At 58.7% G+C, this 17,710-nt stretch carries 14 protein-coding genes and 2 pseudogenes; 9 read left to right on the top strand and 7 right to left on the bottom strand.

Translation table 11 applies throughout. The features are described 5' to 3' along the window. Window positions 1-25 precede the first annotated feature (25 nt). Genes EOA32_RS01295 through EOA32_RS01270 form a run of 6 tightly spaced genes read right to left on the bottom strand, consistent with a single transcriptional unit; the run spans window position 26 to window position 4,502 of the window. Window positions 26-538, bottom strand: coding sequence for a hypothetical protein (locus tag EOA32_RS01295; protein WP_032899688.1), 513 nt, complete (start codon window positions 536-538; stop codon window positions 26-28). Beyond that, window positions 514-1,872: a type III secretion system ATPase SctN gene (gene sctN, locus EOA32_RS01290; protein WP_024505372.1), complete on the bottom strand. Its 1,359-nt coding sequence runs from the start codon at window positions 1,870-1,872 to the stop codon at window positions 514-516. Before sctN ends, EOA32_RS01295 begins: the two co-directional genes overlap by 25 nt. After that, a complete protein-coding gene (sctL, locus tag EOA32_RS01285; RefSeq protein ID WP_024505371.1) occupies window positions 1,869-2,492 on the bottom strand; it encodes a type III secretion system stator protein SctL in 624 nt (207 codons plus the stop codon). The genes sctN and sctL overlap by 4 nt, the downstream gene beginning before the upstream one ends. Next, entirely contained in the window at window positions 2,489-3,127 is a 639-nt protein-coding gene (locus tag EOA32_RS01280) for a nodulation protein NolU (RefSeq protein ID WP_306462680.1), read from the bottom strand. Before EOA32_RS01280 ends, sctL begins: the two co-directional genes overlap by 4 nt. Continuing rightward, window positions 3,120-3,983 carry a type III secretion inner membrane ring lipoprotein SctJ gene (gene sctJ, locus EOA32_RS01275; protein ID WP_024505369.1) on the bottom strand — a complete coding sequence of 288 codons (864 nt, stop codon included), beginning with the start codon at window positions 3,981-3,983 and terminating at the stop codon, window positions 3,120-3,122. The genes EOA32_RS01280 and sctJ overlap by 8 nt, the downstream gene beginning before the upstream one ends. 9 nt (window positions 3,984-3,992) lie before the next feature. Continuing rightward, window positions 3,993-4,502: a nodulation protein NolB gene (locus tag EOA32_RS01270; protein WP_024505368.1), complete on the bottom strand. Its 510-nt coding sequence runs from the start codon at window positions 4,500-4,502 to the stop codon at window positions 3,993-3,995. Between the two features lie 187 nt (window positions 4,503-4,689). Between EOA32_RS01270 and EOA32_RS01265 the strand changes: the two genes are divergently transcribed. Then, on the top strand, window positions 4,690-5,388 hold the full coding sequence (locus EOA32_RS01265; RefSeq protein ID WP_024505367.1) for a secretin N-terminal domain-containing protein: 699 nt from the start codon (window positions 4,690-4,692) through the stop codon (window positions 5,386-5,388). Window positions 5,389-5,689: 301 nt separating this feature from the next. Then, window positions 5,690-7,624, top strand: coding sequence for an HrpF/NolX family T3SS translocon protein (locus tag EOA32_RS01260; protein ID WP_024505366.1), 1,935 nt, complete (start codon window positions 5,690-5,692; stop codon window positions 7,622-7,624). A 1,137-nt stretch (window positions 7,625-8,761) separates the two neighbouring features. On the opposite strand, the gene EOA32_RS38320 is transcribed toward EOA32_RS01260, so the two are convergent. Beyond that, window positions 8,762-8,962 carry a hypothetical protein gene (locus EOA32_RS38320; RefSeq protein ID WP_024505365.1) on the bottom strand — a complete coding sequence of 67 codons (201 nt, stop codon included), beginning with the start codon at window positions 8,960-8,962 and terminating at the stop codon, window positions 8,762-8,764. A 100-nt stretch (window positions 8,963-9,062) separates the two neighbouring features. Here EOA32_RS38320 and glyA point away from each other — a divergent pair. The 7 genes and pseudogenes from glyA (at window position 9,063) to EOA32_RS01215 (ending at window position 17,705) form a co-directional block, all read left to right on the top strand. Next, window positions 9,063-10,383: pseudogene (gene glyA, locus EOA32_RS01245) on the top strand (serine hydroxymethyltransferase). A 57-nt stretch (window positions 10,384-10,440) separates the two neighbouring features. Continuing rightward, window positions 10,441-11,616, top strand: coding sequence for a methionine adenosyltransferase (gene metK, locus EOA32_RS01240; protein WP_063169265.1), 1,176 nt, complete (start codon window positions 10,441-10,443; stop codon window positions 11,614-11,616). 100 nt (window positions 11,617-11,716) lie between these two features. After that, a complete protein-coding gene (locus EOA32_RS01235) occupies window positions 11,717-12,730 on the top strand; it encodes an adenosine kinase (protein WP_126063919.1) in 1,014 nt (337 codons plus the stop codon). Window positions 12,731-12,795: 65 nt separating this feature from the next. Further along, window positions 12,796-13,830, top strand: a complete 1,035-nt coding sequence (gene tdh / locus EOA32_RS01230) for an L-threonine 3-dehydrogenase (protein WP_126063920.1) — start codon at window positions 12,796-12,798, stop codon at window positions 13,828-13,830. 714 nt (window positions 13,831-14,544) lie between these two features. Then, window positions 14,545-14,713, top strand: a pseudogene (locus tag EOA32_RS39560) (transposase); the annotation flags it as partial. Between the two features lie 812 nt (window positions 14,714-15,525). Then, on the top strand, window positions 15,526-16,212 hold the full coding sequence (locus EOA32_RS01220) for a response regulator transcription factor (protein ID WP_024505585.1): 687 nt from the start codon (window positions 15,526-15,528) through the stop codon (window positions 16,210-16,212). A 71-nt stretch (window positions 16,213-16,283) separates the two neighbouring features. Continuing rightward, a complete protein-coding gene (locus EOA32_RS01215; protein WP_050580548.1) occupies window positions 16,284-17,705 on the top strand; it encodes a type II and III secretion system protein family protein in 1,422 nt (473 codons plus the stop codon). The last annotated feature ends 5 nt before the right edge of the window (window positions 17,706-17,710 follow it).

The raw sequence follows: 17,710 nt of genomic DNA, 5'->3' as shown, positions 1-17,710 counted from the left end.
ACCGTCGGATCCGGTTGCGCGGCATTTAGGCAAGCGACCCCCTCGCATATTTCAGCAGTATCTCATCGTCGGCCTCGATCTCGGCTGCGGCCTCCGAATGAGTCTCGACGGCGCGCCGCACGTCGTCCTCGATTTGTTGCCATTTGTCCCTTGCCGCCGAACATATGACCCATAGCTCCCTCGTCCTGGACGCCGCCATCTCAGCCTCCTCTTGAGCGATTTGGGTATCATCAAGCATCTGCCGTCTGGAATTGATCTCAGCGGCAAGTTGTTCAGTGTGAAGGCGGTGACGGTCGAGCGCTGCGCTAGACAAGTTGTCGAGTGACATCAGATGCTGATAGAGCGCTGCTTCTTTTCTTGAACAATGTTGCTGTATCATTGCAAGCTCCCTAGAGGCATTTTGTACGGCTGAGGCGGCCACATCGCGCTGGGCTTCCTTCTTGGACAGCTCGCCAAGGGCACGACGCTCTTGCATTTCCTTCAGAAGCCGTAACCTCGAAGACTGAATCCAGTTTACGCGGTCAGACGCGACATCCATGCGACCGTCTCCTCGAAATCTGACGCGTCATCTTCGCTCTGGCGCAGAAACTCCCTCAGTTCGTCGATTGACGCGACAGCCCGGTCAGTCAGGGGATCTCCACCTGGCTTGTATTCGCCAACATTGATCAAGAACTCGGTCTCGGCATAGCGCGACAGGAGCTCGCGGAAAATGGATGCTGCCTTGCGATGTGTCCCCGAAACGACTGCATCCATGACGCGGCTGCGACTCTGCAGCACATCAATAGCGGGGAAATGCGATCGCGCCGCAATAGCGCGTGAGAGGATGACATGGCCATCGAGAATACCACGCGATTCCTCGGCGATTGGATCACCCGTGCCATCACCCTCTACAAGCACCGTATAGAAGGCCGTGATTGAGCCCCGCTCACCCATGCCGGCGCGCTCGAGCAGGCCTGGCAGCATGCCAAAAACGGAAGGAGGAAAGCCCCGTCGCGTCGGCGGCTCACCCGCAGCAAGGCCTATTTCGCGCATAGCGCGGCAGAAGCGCGTCAGCGAATCCAGCATGAGAGCAACGCGTAGGCCTTGATCGCGGAAATATTCCGCGAGCGCAGTCGCCATTGGAGCGCATTGCGCACGCTCTACCGCCGAGCGGTCGGATGTTTCAACCACGACGACCGTACGGAGAAGGCCCTCTTCACCAAGATTCCTTTCGATGAATTCACGAACTTCCCGTCCACGTTCGCCTATGAGCGCCACTATGACGACGTCAGCGGCGGCACCCTTTACGATCTGTGACAACAGCGTCGACTTGCCACCACCTGGCTCGCCATAAATCCCGATCCGCTGGCCCTCGCCGCACGTCAGCAGACCATCGAGGACACGGACCCCAAGCGGGAATGGCCGCTCAATCATGCGCCTCGTCATCGGATTGGGGGCTCTGCCATGCAGGGGCCGAGTTTCGACGGTCTTGATTTCGCCTTTGCCGTCCAATGGGCGGCAACGACTGTCGATCACGCGACCGAGCAAATCGCCGCCGACGGGCACCTCACGCATTCGGCCAGTGGCCACGACCTCTGCGCGGCTGGATAGGCCCACCAAGTCCCCGATCGGTGTCAGCAATACACCATCACCCGACAGGCCGATCACCTCGGCCTCGAGCGACAGCCCGGTTCGCGGGTCCTCTAGGAGGCAAAGTTCCCCAATACGAGTGTCTGGCAAGACGGCATGAACCAGTGTGCCGATAGCCCGCGTGATCCGACCGCGCACCGCACGCGTGTCAATTCGCTTGGCCGCAGCCCTCAAAGACGAGATTGCTGGAACGAGAGCTCGAGTGTCGGCGTCAGCGTTATGTTCTGGGACGGGCTTTCTCATAGCTCGCCTTTCTCACAGAGCGTCCCGAAACCAAGGCGCAGCGCGCGCATCTGGGCGTCAAGTCCAAGGTCAACATTGCCGTACTCGCTCCACAGCACGCAGCGTTGCGGCGACAATGTCGGGTCGGGCTCGATCCGCACCCTTGGTCGACCATCCTGGCCGTCGCATCGAGCAAACTCTCGTGCAAGCATGTCGACTTGCATGGGAGAAACATGAAGGCAAACGTCGGCGCCGCTGTATTGACACTCTATGGCGTGACGAACAGCCCTCACCAATAGCTCGCCCGGATCGAAAGCGCCGATAAGATCGCTCAATATTTCCATCACGAGCTGCGGCAATTCCTGCTCCAGAGCCGCCTTTCGTCGCGCGATTTCGGAGATTGTCTCCGCAATCAACCCTGCCATCTCCTCGGTGCCTGCATTCGAGCCCTCCATGTGGCCGCGCGCCCACGCCCGCTGGTAAACCGCGCGTGCCCAGTTTCGAACGCGCTGCCGATGCCGTTCTGCCGCGGCAAGGGCTTGCGCGGCGCTGTGCCAGGTTTCGAGCTCGCTCGCGGGTATCAGTGGTCCGACTGGACGCATCTGCGGCGCTATTGGCCCCTCGGAAAGTTCGACTGTCATTTCACCGGGGTCTCTGTCTCAAAATGAGCTACTACAAGTGAAAGCAATTGGCCGGCGGCGGTCCAATGCTCATGTGCTGGAGTCTCCGCGGCAGTCCCCTCGGGCAATCGAAGAAGCACGCGGTTACGCTCGGTCGCTGAACTGTCCTGGAGCCAAGCTCCAAGACATGCGTGTCCATCGTATTCGATTTGCTGAGCGAGTTTTTCTGGGTCCGAGATCAGTCTTTTGTCAACAGCATGCAGCAGGTGTCGGATTCCGAATGCGTGTGCATCCACGCCGATGCGTTTAACAAGGATGGCAAGCTCAGGCTGAGAGACAAACGCGACCAGCGAACGGGCATGCCAGATACTACCAGCAAGAAGGGCCGCTCGATATGGATCATGCCCGCGTAGAAGGTCCGGCCTGCAGCCGATGTGGTTCAGATCCACGTCATCGTTGCCCAGCAATTCTGCCAGCCTTGGATGCAGTCTGGAACACTTCTGCAACTTCACTAACGTTTCGGCCGATAACGCTGGATCAAGACGCGCCGCAAGACGGGTTGGATGGGCCGAAGCCGCAAGCTCGCTCGCGCCCGGAAAGTGCGGACCATCAGGTCGGGCGGTCTGTATAGGCATTGGCAATGAGATGTCACCCACGTCCAATTGCAGGCATTCTTTTGCGAATGGCCTCGACAGCAGAAGCATCCCGGCGCCCCTCGACCTTGGAAACGCCGGTTGATTGCTTGCGCCGACGCGTAACAACGCCGATCAAGAGATAACAGGCCACGGCGAATACGGCTGCGGCAAAACCTGTTACGGTCGCCAGAAGTGGCGCAGGAAGAGGTAGTGATGCTTGTGGCAAAACAGCAGTCGGATCGGGCCGTTGCTCGTGTGCGGACCGTTCTACCGGCACCAAAACCACTTCCACCTTATCGTAGGACAGGCCTTCGATGCTGTCGGCTACAAGCATCTTTATCTTTGGCAGCAGAGCCGCGACATTTGTTTTTGCGTCGTGCCTGATAAACACCGAGGCCGAGGATGGCGTGGCACCGGCTCGCACAAGGTCGTTATGCGGCAGCACGACGTGAACACGTACAGAAAAAACGCCATCGATATCGCTGATCGTCCGCGACAACTCTTCGCTCAGGGCATACACGTAACGGGCACGCTCTTCGGTCGGCGAGGCAATCAGGCCTGATCCTTGGAATATCTCACCGAGGTTCTTGAAGGATTGGCGCGGCAGCCCCTTGGCGTTCAGAAGGTTGATTGAGAAGGCGAGCAGCTTTTCGTCAACCTGGATCGTGCTGGTTCCATCCTTGGCGACCACCCGGATCGCGGCGACCCCGTTGTCTTCAAGAAGTGCGAGCATTTCATTTGCCTCACGCTCTTGCAATTGCGTGTAGAGGTCGGCTTTGCAAGCAGTGAGGGCGACGAGAACTGGCAGCATGACAAGTCTAACCGACCGCCACCCTGACAGGCCACGCATGATTTCGCCCTCGGCCAAGCCAATCATGCGCGCGGTTCAGCCTTCCTTCAAAAGTTTATTCACGGATGATGTGACGCCGCTGACGCCTTTGGAGATAAGCGCCACCTGGGTGACGCCGTTGTAAACATCCCGAAGACCAGCCATCATCGTTTCGAAGTCTTGCCCTTGTTGGGGAATGCCCGAGATTCCGGTTCCCGCCTCACCTGGAACGGGAAGCTTCTGCGCCGGTCCCGGTAGAGCGCCCTTCGAAAGGGCTATGTCATGGTCGAGCGCGGGGAAGGAAACAGTGTTGTGTGGATATAGGGAGGAAATCGTCTGCAACACGCGATCGCCCATGCCGCTCGTCGGCGCAGCCGCGCGCTGAACATCCATCGCCGCAGCAACTGGCGCCGCACTCGCTGGCCCCGCGGCGGCATCGTTTTTCAGCGAGTCGGCTGCATGCCCTAAGGCGCGCTCAAACTGGGCCTGCTCGACAATCGACGGTGATCCGACCCTGGGGAGGCCAGCCGTTAGAGTGGCAGAGATCGACGTGACAGGCATCATCATGTAAGGACTCGGTTGCTCTCTCTGACCGGGCGAGCCCCGCCCATTCATCACCCGGTGTCGGCGCAACACTCCTAGGGGGGCAAGCTGACAACAAGCTGACTAACGGCGGCGTCATTTCGACAATCTAAAATCTCTTCGGCAATTTAGTCACTTGTGATGATTTCAGCGTTTGGTTTATCAGTGCGACATGCCGAGAACGCTTATCCAACCCGTCACCCTGCATGTTTTGAGACTTCTTTGTGCCGGGTTTTTTCTGTCCACCGGGATTCACCCGGCGCATGCAGTCCCGCTGTCCCTTCCGGCGACACCCTATAGATACACGGTTCTGGATCAGGAGCTCGCTGCAGCGTTGCAGGAATTCGGCAACAACCTGAATATCAGGGTCAACATCAGTCCTGCGGTGAAGGGGCGAATTCGCGGACGTATGCCTGATTTGCCACCGCGCGCGTTCCTCGACCGCTTGACGAACCTTTACGGTCTACAATGGTACTATGACGGCCTTGTGCTCTATGTGTCTGCTGCACAAGAATCGCAAACTCGAATGCTTTTGATGACGTCGATTCGCTTCGATGCGTTCAAGGGGGCTCTCGACAAGCTTGATATCTCCGACGAGCGCTATGTGGTCAAACCCGTGCCAGGCAATGGCCTCGTCTTCGTTTCCGGTCCACCGCGCTTCGTCGCACTCGTGGAGCAGACCTTTAACGGCTTGGTGGCGCAGGCGCAGGCGCAGACTCACATAGCGGCAACGCCAAAGGAATCAGTGCTGATCTTGTTTCGCGGCTCCTCCACTACGGTCGTTCGCGACGGACGACCGGATGCTTCTTATTCTTCTGACATCCCACAACAGGATAGCGTTGGCGGGAAGCCTGAGCTGGGCAAGAAATGAACATTGAGGATTTCCCGCAGCTCTGAAGAACATGACTGCGGCTACCCCTTTGTGAACTCTTCGCAAACTCGTCAGTTTCTCGAAAGCTAATCCGCTCATGATGAGTCCCGGCAGCTCTCGCGGTGACTCCGGCCATTGTGTTGGACCGAACCTTGGAGCCGGCCCGGAACACAGCAATTGAAGGCAGGGCAGGCGCATTCGTGACCTGCCGACGCTTGGAATTGTCGAATTTTGTGAAACGCAAGGGATCTTCTGTCGGGGTCTCTTGTGGGGATTTCAACGTCACGTCTGAGGATGCATAATGTCGGCCAGTAATCTTTCAACTTTCTACCGCTCAAATTCGCTACAGTCCGCAAGGGGTTGGCCGGGCCTGAAAGTTTCCCATTTTGCGACCCAGCATCAGCAAAGTGCATCGTGCTTCGAAGCGATGCTGTCCACTTGTGTGCTGGCAGACAAGCCCGGCTCTTTCGCGCAAGGGGATCTGCCAGCGTCGAATCTTGATTCGACAATGGATAAATTGCGGCAGGACCCTTTGGGCCATCTGGCACCGGATGTCTTGACATTGAATGGCTTGGAGCAACACCCACTGGATCTGCTGCCGCCAAATATGAGGGCGGCTCTCAAGGAGGACCAATCGCAACGCTCCAAGGCGACTGAAGCCCAACATCTGCTCGGCGTCACTCCGAAGATCGAGCCGGCTCCCAGGCCGAGCCCCGGAATCACGTGGAACGGTGGGTCGCTGACCACGGCTGAGTTGCAGATTGTTGCGGTACTCAACCGTCACAAGGACCAATGCCCGCTTACTTGGAAGTCGTTGACCGACAAAGCCAATGATCCCTCTACGCCACCGGATCTGAAAGCGGCGATCCAGGGACTGCAGCAGGATTCGGGACTTTTTTATGCGATTGGCTCGCAGGGCGACGGCCGCTGTGGAGGCAAGATCAACGCCAAGGACTTGGCCGGATTTTCAAACCACCACCCACAAGTTGCTGCATTTCAGGAAGCCCAAGCGCGAAGCTACGAGCAGAACTACATACCATCCGACGGCAGCGGAGGTTTGCAGCCTTCGGTCATGACCTTGAGCGATGCCTTGCGGGAGTTTTACCGGTACTCCGAAAATCTGTCCAAGGACCTGAGTCTGGATGAGTTCAAGAAAATGGTCGGCGGCGAATCGAAAAACGGCAAATTTCCGCCCCAGGTCATTGCGGCGGCGCAATATTTCCTCGATCACCCCGATGCTTGGAACCAGTTGTGCGGTGGCTCGAAAGGGAAGATGCACAAAGAGGATTTCCTGCAAGTCGCCTCATCGTCGATGAGCCTCACGCAAACTGAGCTGAATACGGTCGAGATGATCAAGGACCATCAGGACACGTTCTTTGGAAGCGGTGTTCTGACTCGCGACAAACTGGCGAAAATGAAAGACGACAAGAGCCTTGATCCGAAAGTGCGGGAAGCAGCCTCTCAGCTCCTTTCAGATCCTCTTCTGTTTGGCCTCCTGAACAATTCGATCACGGGCTATAAGACCCATCATAAATTCTTCGACTTTGGCGGCGGGCATACGGTTGATTCCGGCAATATCAGCAAAAAAGACTTTGCCCATTTTTGCACAAACATGTCGTCTGCGAACCGCAACGTTCAGCAGCCAATCACCCACGGCGCCCAAACCGCAGAAGAGCAGAATGCCGTCGCGGACATGAAGATGGGCCTGATGGACCAGCCTGACATTAAGTCAGCCAAAAAGAACGGCGGGGCCGTCATGCACGTCGTCGACTCCGTGCTCAAAATCGAGACGAAAGTGCTCGACTTGGCGGCAACGGCGGTGGGACTGCTCAGCTTCATTCCGGGCCTCGGACAAGTAGCCGATCTTGCCTCGATGGTTCTCGAGGCTGAGTCGCAAGCAGCCAATCTCCTGCGTACGGCCATTAACGGAGGCGATATGAAGCGAGCGCTGGAGGAAGCTGGCCTCAATATGGCCGCGCAGGCGATCGGCCTTATCGCAGGCCCCGAGGTCAAGCTGGCCATTCGAAATGGGCTCGTAAAGCACCTGATGGAAGAGGCCTTGGCGGCAGGCATTGATCTTTCGGTCTCGACGGCGCAGGACTACGCAGAAGGCTATGTGAATAACCTCAAAGCGCGCCTTGCAGGCGGCCCTGAGCAAAGCCTAGGCCTTCCGAGCATGCCATCATTCCAGAGTGTGGCAAGCAATGTGCCCTTCGTCGGCATTGCCTTATCCTAGCCGTCGCCTTGCGCGGAAGCTTTGGCTCGCGCGCTGACATAAGGGTCATTGTGGCACAAGCAGGGGTTCATCCGCATCAACGCAGCGGTGTTCCTGACGCCATCTGGATCGGACTGTGAGGGGGATGTCCGAAGTCTGTGAAGGCTTCGGTATATGACGACTTCAGAGTTACGCTGAGCCCAGCCATCTCGAGCCGGTGCGCCGGGTCGAGGTTTTCACGGGCGCCGGCCGGCAGCGGGAATGGTCTCCGGAAGGCACGGCGCGGATGGTGGCGGAGCGGCGCAGCCGAAGGAACGGCTGTCGCGCGCCCAGGGCGGCCTCCCGAACAGCAGACGATGATCTCCTGCCTTGGGCCTATATCCTTGTGCCCACGCTCAAGGCAGTCGGCTGAAAACAGCGCTGATTTAAAACAGCATTATCCTGCACTGCACCCTCGATCCTTGCGCTCACCGATCGCTCGTCGACACGCACGCGGTCAAGTCGTTATCGGCGCTATGCCGATGGGCTTCGAGAGCAAGGTGGACGCTGAGCGGTGCGTCAGCCTCAGGGCGCGGCTGGCCAGCTTTGGGTCTCACGCTCTATGACGGCAACACCCGGCTGATCAACTTGGCCTGTTCGCGGGCTCCCGGCAGCGGCGCGGAAGCCACGGTCCGCCTTCCTCGGCTTCAGGCCAAAGATACCGCAGCATGCTCCAGAGCTATGTCTGCCGCCTCCGCCCCATCGTCGCTGGTCATGTGGAAAGGACAAGCAGGCTACGCACCCCATAATCCCGTCGGGCAGGATTCGACAGTCGACGGCGAGACATTCGCCAAACCTCACCCTTGATTCTCAGCAACGTTAAAAAAAATTCACATAATGTTCGTGAGTGTAGTCTCCTGTCAGGTGGTACATTAGCCCCAATATCTGGCGTCTTAGTCGTAGAAAGGACTGTGATCCATCTTCCATTAGCATCCATACCAGCGGATTTACAGCAAATGACGAGAGAGGTCTCATGCGGATTGATGGGGATAGAAGGGCTAGCGGCTTGCTGCATCCCGTCCGGGTTGATGCCAACCAATGTTGACACTGGTAAATCGCCTAAGGACGGCAGCGCATCTTGATCGCCTTCGAATCCTGGGCCTTTGCGCGCATGCGGATCTAACCGTCGGCGAGCTGGCCGATATTACCAGTCTGCCTCGCGAGCAGGTTCGACGCCACGTTCGGCGGCTGGGCAGAGCCAACTTTCTTTGCTGCAACGAACAACGTCCGCAGTCTTCGTACCATATGCAAGCAGGAGGCAAGGATGGCGGGCTGGCTCAATTGGTGGTCGATCTCCTGCCCCACGATGATGGCCATCATAAAAGAGACCTACAACGCCTGGAAGCAATACAAGACGCGCGGTTGAAGGGACCGCCTGCTTGATCGTGAAATAGATCAGTCCAAATGGAGCGCGACTACCATGGATAACTCCGCCGGCGGCGCCATCGCGCAGCCCGACACTTACGGGCGGCCTCACTTAGCCGCCGTCGACTCCCGCGTTCACGAACTGCTTCTAAGACAGGAGCGTCAGGAGCGGACAACTCTCAAACTGATCGCCTCCGAGAACTTTGCCTCCTCGGCGGTGTTGGAAGCGACCGGGTCGATTTTCACCAACAAGTATGCCGAGGGATACCCCGGTGCGCGCTACTACGCCGGAAACGAGATCGTCGATGAGCTTGAGACCCTCGCGATCGAGCGCCTGAAAGCGCTATTTGGCAGTGAACACGCCAACGTCCAGCCTTATTCAGGCTCGCCAGCCAACCAGGCTGTCTATCGCGCGCTTTTGAGCCCCCGTGACAAAGTCATGGGCTTGCCTTTACCCGAAGGCGGCCATCTGACTCACGGTTGGTCCGTCAATTTTTCCGGCAGCGATTATCAGCGCGTCCCGTACAGGCTGCACGAAAAGACACAGCAAATTGACTATGACCACTTGCGCGAGACCGCCAAGCGGGAACGCCCGAAGCTAATTTGGGTCGGCGGAACTGCTTATCCGCGTATTTTTGACTACGCGGCAATGGCCGAAATTGCTTCGGAGGTGAACTCGTATCTGGTGGCTGACATCGCCCACATCTGCGGCCTGGTTGTCGCAGGAGTGCATCCGAACCCCGTGTCCCATTGCGATGTGGTCACCAGCACCTCTCACAAGTCGATCCGCGGTCCCCGGGGTGGCTTCATTTTATCAAGGAATGAAGACCGTTATCAGCCCCTCCATCATCCGAAGAGCAAACACAATCTGCGCCGTGTTCCCTCTTCTGCAAGGCGGACCGCATATGAATACTATCGCCGCGCTTGCCGTCGCTTTGCAGGAAGCAGCGAACTCGTCCTTTCGTGTCTACGGTCAGCAGATCGTCCACAACGCCAAGGCTCTGGCCCAGGCGCTTCTGGAGCGAGGTTATGAACTCGTCACTGGGGGCACTGACAATCACATGCTGATCCTTGATCTTCGGGACCGGCCGCTGTCAGGCAAAGCCTATGCGGAGCGCTTATCGCGTGCAGGCATCATTGCGAATTTCAATATGGTCCCGGGCGACCGGCGGCATCCGGCGCTGACAAGCGGCATCCGCTTAGGGACACCAGCGGTGACGTCCATGGGCATGCGCGAAACGGAGATGGTGCAGATCGCCGCTTTCATCGACTCGGTCTGCCGCCAGCCCGATGACCAGGAAGTTCATGCGAGCGTACGAAGAGACGTTGCCGACTTCTGCACTGCGTTCGATGTTCCCGGCATCCGCGACCGATAAGCCACCCCAATCCAGAAACTCCTCACTAACTCCAGCACTTGAAGCGAGGGCATTTTTATGACCAGGCAGTTCGTGTTCTCTTCCGAATCCGTCGGCGCGGGACACCCCGACAAGATGGCAGACAACATCTCCGATGCCATTCTCGATGCGGTCCTGCGCACCGATCCGAAGGCGCGCGTCGCCTGTGAAGTGTTGGTGAAGACGGGGATGGTCGTTGTGGCTGGCGAGATCACCAGCCATGCCCACATCGATTACAGCCAAGTCGCCCGCGATACGATACTCGATATTGGCTACGACGATGATGCGATTGGCTTTGATGGTCGACGTTGCGCCGTCGTTCTGGCCCTCACCGAGCAGTCGCCCGACATAAGCCAGGGCGTTGATGAAGGACGAGGGCAGGATCTCGGGCAAGGGGCAGGGGATCAGGGCATCATGTTTGGATTCGCATGCAACGAGACGGATACATTGATGCCCCTGCCGATCCAACTCGCTCACCATTTGACGAAAAGACAGGCCGAGGTCCGGAAAGCGGGACAGCTTGGCTGGCTGCGTCCGGACGTGAAATCTCAAGTGTCGGTACGCTACGAAGGGCTCCGCCCGGTGGCGCTGGATACCATAGTCCTGTCAACGCAGCATGACGAAGCGGTCTCACAAGCCACGGTCCGCGAAGGCGTCATTGAGGAGATCATAAAACCGGTCCTGCCGGCCCACCTGGATACTTCGGGGATCAGATTTCTGGTCAACCCAACAGGGCGGTTCGTGGTCGGTGGGCCTGCCGGCGACTGCGGCCTCACAGGACGGAAGATCATCGTCGATTCCTACGGTGGGACCGGGCGTCACGGCGGCGGTGCCTTTTCGGGCAAGGACCCATCCAAGGTTGACCGCTCGGCGGCCTATGCCGCCCGGTATGTCGCGAAGAACATCGTTGCCAGCGGCCTTGCAGAGGTCTGCGAGGTTCAGCTTGCCTACGCGATCGGCGTGGCCAGTCCGGTTTCTGTCATGGTCAATACCTTCGGAACCGCAAGGATCGAGGAAAAAAGGATCGAGCGCCTTGTTCTCGAGGTTTTCAATCTCCGACCGAAAGGCATCATCAAGATGCTTGATCTCTTACGGCCGATATACCGCAAGACGGCGACATACGGACACTTCGGGCGTGAAGAGCCTGAGTTCACTTGGGAGAAGACGGACAAAGCTGACGATTTGCTGCGTGAAGCCGGACCGGCAGCTGCGTGAGGGCGGCTGGATCAAGCGCATGCGGCAACCCATTTCAACTCGCGAGACCACGCCCGGCCGGCGTGGCAAGAAGCCGGCTCGGGTTTTGGCGGAGATTTTGATGCCGGATTATGACGTGCTTTGCATCGGCAATGCCATTGTCGACATCATCGCCCAGTGCGACGAGGAATTCCTCGAGACCAACGGCATCATCAAGGGCGCGATGAACCTCATCGACACACAACGCGCCGAACTGCTCTACAGCCGCATGGGTCCGGCGATCGAAGCGTCCGGCGGCAGCGCCGGCAACACGGCGGCCGGCGTCGCCAGCTTTGGCGGCCGCGCGGCCTTCTTCGGCAAGGTCTCCAACGATGCGCTGGGCGAAATCTACGCCCACGACATCCATGCGCAGGGCGTCGCCTTCGGCACCACGCCGCTCAAGGGTGAGCCGCCGACGGCGCGCTCGATGATCTTCGTCACGCCCGACGGCGAGCGCTCGATGAACACCTATCTCGGCGCCTGCGTCGAGCTTGGCCCTGAGGATGTCGAAGCCGACAAGGCGTCCGGCGCCAAGGTCACCTATTTCGAAGGCTATCTGTGGGACCCGCCGCGCGCCAAGGAGGCAATCCGCCAGACGGCGAAGCTGGCGCACGCGGCAGGCCGAGAAGTGTCGATGACGCTATCGGATTCGTTCTGCGTCGACCGCTACCGCGACGAATTCCTCGACCTGATGCGCTCGGGCACGGTCGACATCGTCTTTGCCAACAGCCACGAGATCAAGTCGCTCTACCAGACATCGTCGTTCGACGAGGCGCTGGCCCAGATCCGCAAGGATTGCCGGATCGCCGCCGTCACCCGCTCGGAAAAAGGCTCGGTGATCGTGCGCGGCGACGAGACCGTGGTGATCAAGGCGACCGCCATCAAGGAACTGGTCGACACGACGGGCGCCGGCGATCTCTATGCCGCCGGCTTCCTGCATGGCTACACGCAAGGCCGCGACCTGCAGACTTGCGGCGACCTTGGCTCACTGGCAGCCGGATTGGTGATCCAGCAGATCGGCCCCAGGCCCCGTCAGAATTTGCGCCGCGAGGCCGAGCAGGCGGGGCTGACCATTCCGGACGTTCAAACGAGTTAGTGGCCTACCTTCCCGTTGTGCAGGCTATCTCGCCAGAAGCGCAATCACGGAATAGGGAAATCCTGATGTCGAACATGATGAAGGCGCTTGTGAAGGCCAAGGCCGAACCGGGCATCTGGATGGAAGAGGTGCCGGTGCCGGAAATCGGCCCCAACGACGTGCTGATCAAGATCAAGAAGACGGCGATCTGCGGCACCGACGTGCACATCTACAATTGGGACCAGTGGGCGCAGAAGACGGTGCCGGTGCCGATGGTGACGGGCCATGAATTCGTCGGCACCGTTGCCGATTTCGGCGCAGCGGTCACCGAATACAAGGTCGGCCAGCGTGTATTGGGCGAAGGCCACATCGTCTGCGGCCATTGCCGCAACTGTCGCGCCGGGCGAGGGCATCTGTGCCGCAACACACTCGGCGTCGGCGTCAACCGTCCAGGCGCCTTCGGCGAGTATCTGGCGATCCCGCAGCACAATGTCGTGCCGATCCCCGACGATGTGCCCGATGAGATTGCCGCGATCTTCGATCCCTTGGGCAATGCCGTCCACACCGCATTGTCCTTCGATCTGGTCGGCGAGGACGTGCTGGTGACTGGCGCCGGGCCGATCGGCATCATGGGCGCGCTCGTCGCCCAATGCGTCGGCGCGCGCAAAGTGGTCATCACTGACATCAACCCGGTGCGGCTGGCGCTAGCCAAGAAACTCGGCGTCCAGCATGTCGTCGACGCCTCGAAGGAGAAGCTGCGCGACGTCATGCCGGTGCTCGGCATGACCGAGGGGTTCGACGTCGGGCTCGAAATGTCAGGCGCCGCCCCCGCTTTCCGCGACATGATCGACACCATGAACAATGGCGGCAAGATCGCCATTCTGGGCATCGCGCCGACCGGCTTCGAGATCGACTGGAACAAGGTCATCTTCAAGATGCTGCATCTCAAAGGCATCTACGGCCGCGAGATGTTCGAAACCTGGTACAAGATGATCGCGCTTGTGCAGGGTCCGCTGGATGTCTCCGGCCTGATCACCCACCGCATCGGCATCGACGATTTTCAGATCGGTTTCGATGCGATGAAGAGCGGCAGTTCCGGCAAGGTGGTGATGGACTGGTAGGGATTGCCTTGGCCGCTATTCAGGAAAAGCTGACGACAGCACCTCTGGTCCGCCGGACATTTTCCAACTAGGGGAACATGGCTGGGTGGAGAGCTATGGCTCCGCTACGTGCGCTCGCTAATCATACACGGCGACGTATCGCGGCCCACCCGGTGACGGTCGATGGGGCAATTCGCTTCAGTCGATGACGGAAACCCGGTGAACCGATGCTGAGGCCCCGACGCGATCGTCTATTTCCTATGATCTGCGATTGAGGTCGAGGTGTTGCCGCTTTCAGCGGGTAAAATGCGATAGACGACTTCCGGTACCCTTCCGGTCAGCGAAAAGGAAGGCAACGAGCCGCATTGCCTCAAGCAAAATGTTACCAATAGTGTCCTGTTCCAAAGGGGATGGACAGGTCGTGCCATTCCGGTTCGGGGGAAGGATGGCGCGGCTCAGCATGGCGACACGGTGAAGCGGCGATCGTGGAGCTTTATTGCGGCGTTGACAAGCGGCGCATTCTGGATGAGTTCGAGGCGGTAACCGGCTATTATTCGCAAGCGCGCGATCCGTCTTATGAACCGTCGTGAGCAGAGGCCGTCTGCGGGCAAGAGCCGCAGCCGCTGTTACGGCAGCGATGTCCGCGACGCGCTCATCGTGTTGTGGGAGGATTCGGAGCGGCTGGGTCCGCATCGACGCTCGCGGCGGCCAGCGCCGCCGGGCAGGAATGAGTTCGCAGTTCGCCGCTCGGTGCCAGCCCGCACCTTCGGCGATTGGAAAGATCCGCCGCCCGGCTTTGTTGAGCGCATTCGGGCACGTCTTCGTCAGGGAGCTTCGTGCAGACGATGGTGCTGACCGGATTGCCGCCGGCTGGACCGATTGCATTCCGCTCCGCACGCGCGACAGCGGCAATGTGATCATGGCGATCAAGCAGGCCCGCTCCCGGTTTCGCTGACCCTGTGCTGCTGTTTGCCGGCATCCGCCCGCACAGGAAGAGCTTGTAAAAGCGGTCGGTGCGGAAATCGAGGAGCCGTTGGTCGTCGATCTTCAGCCTGAACGCGGTCGTTTGCTGGTGCCGCAAATCGGCTGTTGCATGTACATCCCTGTCAGATGTCAGTTTTCCTCGCCTATTTTGGTGTCGAGCGCGAAGTGCTCCAACCAGATTGCAAGGCTTTTTGGAAATGAGAGCGGCTTTGCGCAGGGCGCTCCGTTGTTGAGCATTCAAGCTACCAAGCCAATGACGCGCAGGTTCCACCAGGCTCGCCAGCCTTGAAGGACAGCGAAAAAAGCAGAGCACGACAGACACAACAGTGCATCAGGACGCCGCAGTCGTTGAAGATGGTGCGCTGCATCCATACCGTGGATGCATTCGATCCAAATAATCGATTTGTTCAATCAGTTTCTCGAAAGCTAACCCTACCCTCTGTGGGAATCGGGCTCTGAGCCGCGACGCTGCCTTGCGAGCGCAGGGGCTGCACGTAGGAGAGATGATGCAACGAGAAATCGCACGCGGGTTGCTGGCCTCGTGGGTTCGCCGACCGGCGTATTTGAGCCCGTCAGTTGGTCCTCACCCGCGCCTATTGCCACCGAGCGACTTGCATGTCCCTCCGACTCGGACCAGTTCCGAGAGCTGCGACGAGTTGCGCGCCGTGTGCTCCGATCAGATGGCCGCCGGTGACGCGTTCGATGGGCCGTCCCTCTTCGAGAGGAGATGAAATGCGAACGCTGCTCGTGGATCATCATGCGGATCTTGCGCGCGCCATGCGACTTGCGCTCGGGGATGGCGGCTTCGTCGTTGATGTCGTTGGTACTCTGGAACTGGCTTCGAGTGCATTTTCTTGCGCCAGCTATGAAATTCTCCTGCTGGAATTGGCTCTGCCAGATGGCGATGGCTTGGGTTGGCTGAGGCAGTTGAGGACCCACGGGCATTCAGTTCCTGCCGTCATTATGAGCAGCCTTAACGATCTCGATAAGCGAATTGCGATCTTCAACGGTGGTGCGGACGACTTTCTGCTCAAACCCATCTCTACCGATGAGCTTATTGCCAGAATGAGAGCCATTCTGCGCCGGGCGACACAGATGACCGACCTGAGGCTCGTATTTGGCAATCTCGACTTTGATCCGGTCGCCCGCCAGGTTTTCGTTGATGGGCACCCAATGATGATCGCACGTCGCGAACTCTGTATTCTAGAGCACCTGCTTAACCGGGCAGGCCGCATCGTGCCCCGTGCGCAATTGGAAGATCACCTCTATTCATTCAACGACGACGTGTCTGCCAACGCGCTTGAAGTCGGAATTTATCGTTTACGGGGACATCTGACCAGATCAGGTGCAACGCCACGGATCAAGACCATCCGAGGCATTGGTTACATCCTAGAATTGACTGACGCCTCGTCCGCATAGTTTGTCGAATCGAAAGAAGATCTATTTTGCTGATCCTTCAACATCCTTGCCATGCGCTCAATTGGCGGGCGATCGCCAACAAGGTTACAAGACCTGCAGTTCCCCGTTACCTGGGCCATCTCCTCTGCGCGCTTATTGTGACTTTCCCACTTGGTGTCGCGGCGCAAAACAAGCAGGACAAAGGCCCGCCGCATGCGGCTTCGAATAGCATCAACGCCACGCTGACCCTTTCCTCTTCGCTCGGGGAGACCGTTCATCTGCCCGCGCCAGCCACGACCATCTTTGTTGCTGACCCCACGATCGCGGATTTTCAGGCGCCATCGAGCAAAACAATCTTCGTCTTTGGCAAGAAATCGGGGCGGACCAGCCTATTCGCCTTGGATGGCAATGGCGAGCCTCTCGCCGAATTGCGTATCGTTGTCACGCAACCGATCGGGGATTTACGCGCCATGTTGCGGGAGCAGGTCGGCGACTATCCCATCCGCGTCAACTATACGCCGCGCGGCGCAATCCTTAGCGGGACGGCGCCCGACGCAGAGGTCGCCGACACCGCAAAAAGAGTCACTGAGCAATATCTGGGCGACGGAGCGCAAGTCGTCAACAACATCAAGGTCGCTGGATCCCTGCAAGTTAACCTCAGCGTGCGCGTAGCCGAAGTCTCACGCAGCGCCATGAAGTCACTCGGCGTCAACTTGTCCGCCTTCGGTCAAATCGGCAATTTCAAAGTGGGCGTTCTAAGCGGAAGCGCTGCAAGCGCTGGGTCTGGTTCAACCCAGGGTGGCGGTACAGCAGAAATCGGATTCGACAACGGTGCCGTCAACGTCAGCGCGGTTCTCGACGCGCTCGCCAAGGAGCATATAGCTTCCGTCCTGGCTGAGCCGAACCTCACCGCTATGTCGGGTGAAAAGGCCAGCTTTCTCGCGGGCGGCGAATTTCCCATTCCTGTCCTGCAGGAAAACAGGCAGGTATCGGTTGAATTCCGTCACTTCGGCGTCAGTCTGGAATTTGTGCCGACAGTTCTCAGCAACAATCAAATCAACATTCACGTAACGCCCGAAGTCAGTGAACTGTCGACGCAAGGTGCCGTGCAAATCAACGGAATTTCCGTGCCGGCAGTTTCCACGCGCCGAGCCGATACGGTCGTCGAACTCGCCAGCGGCCAGAGCTTCGCAATCGGCGGTCTAATCAGGCGGAACGTCAACAATGATGTCAGGGCCTTTCCCTGGCTCGGAGAACTGCCGATCCTGGGACCGCTTTTTCGCTCGACCTCGTTTCAAAAAGAGGAGTCAGAACTGGTCATTCTAGTTACGCCTTACATTGTAAGACCAGGCTCCAACCCAAACCAGATGAGCGCACCGACCGAGCGGGCGGCACCGGCTTTGAACGGAGGGGGCGCTCCGACGAATTCCGTGACAAGTCCCCCGCGAGACCGCGCTGCTATCCGTGCGGGCGCGCCAAGCGCCCAGGGCGGTCTCGGCTTCATCATCGAATAGTGTCA

This window comes from Mesorhizobium sp. M1A.F.Ca.ET.072.01.1.1, assembly GCF_004023325.1.
In the GTDB taxonomy this organism is placed as follows: domain Bacteria; phylum Pseudomonadota; class Alphaproteobacteria; order Rhizobiales; family Rhizobiaceae; genus Mesorhizobium.
This window is presented reverse-complemented; position numbering and strand designations above follow the sequence as displayed.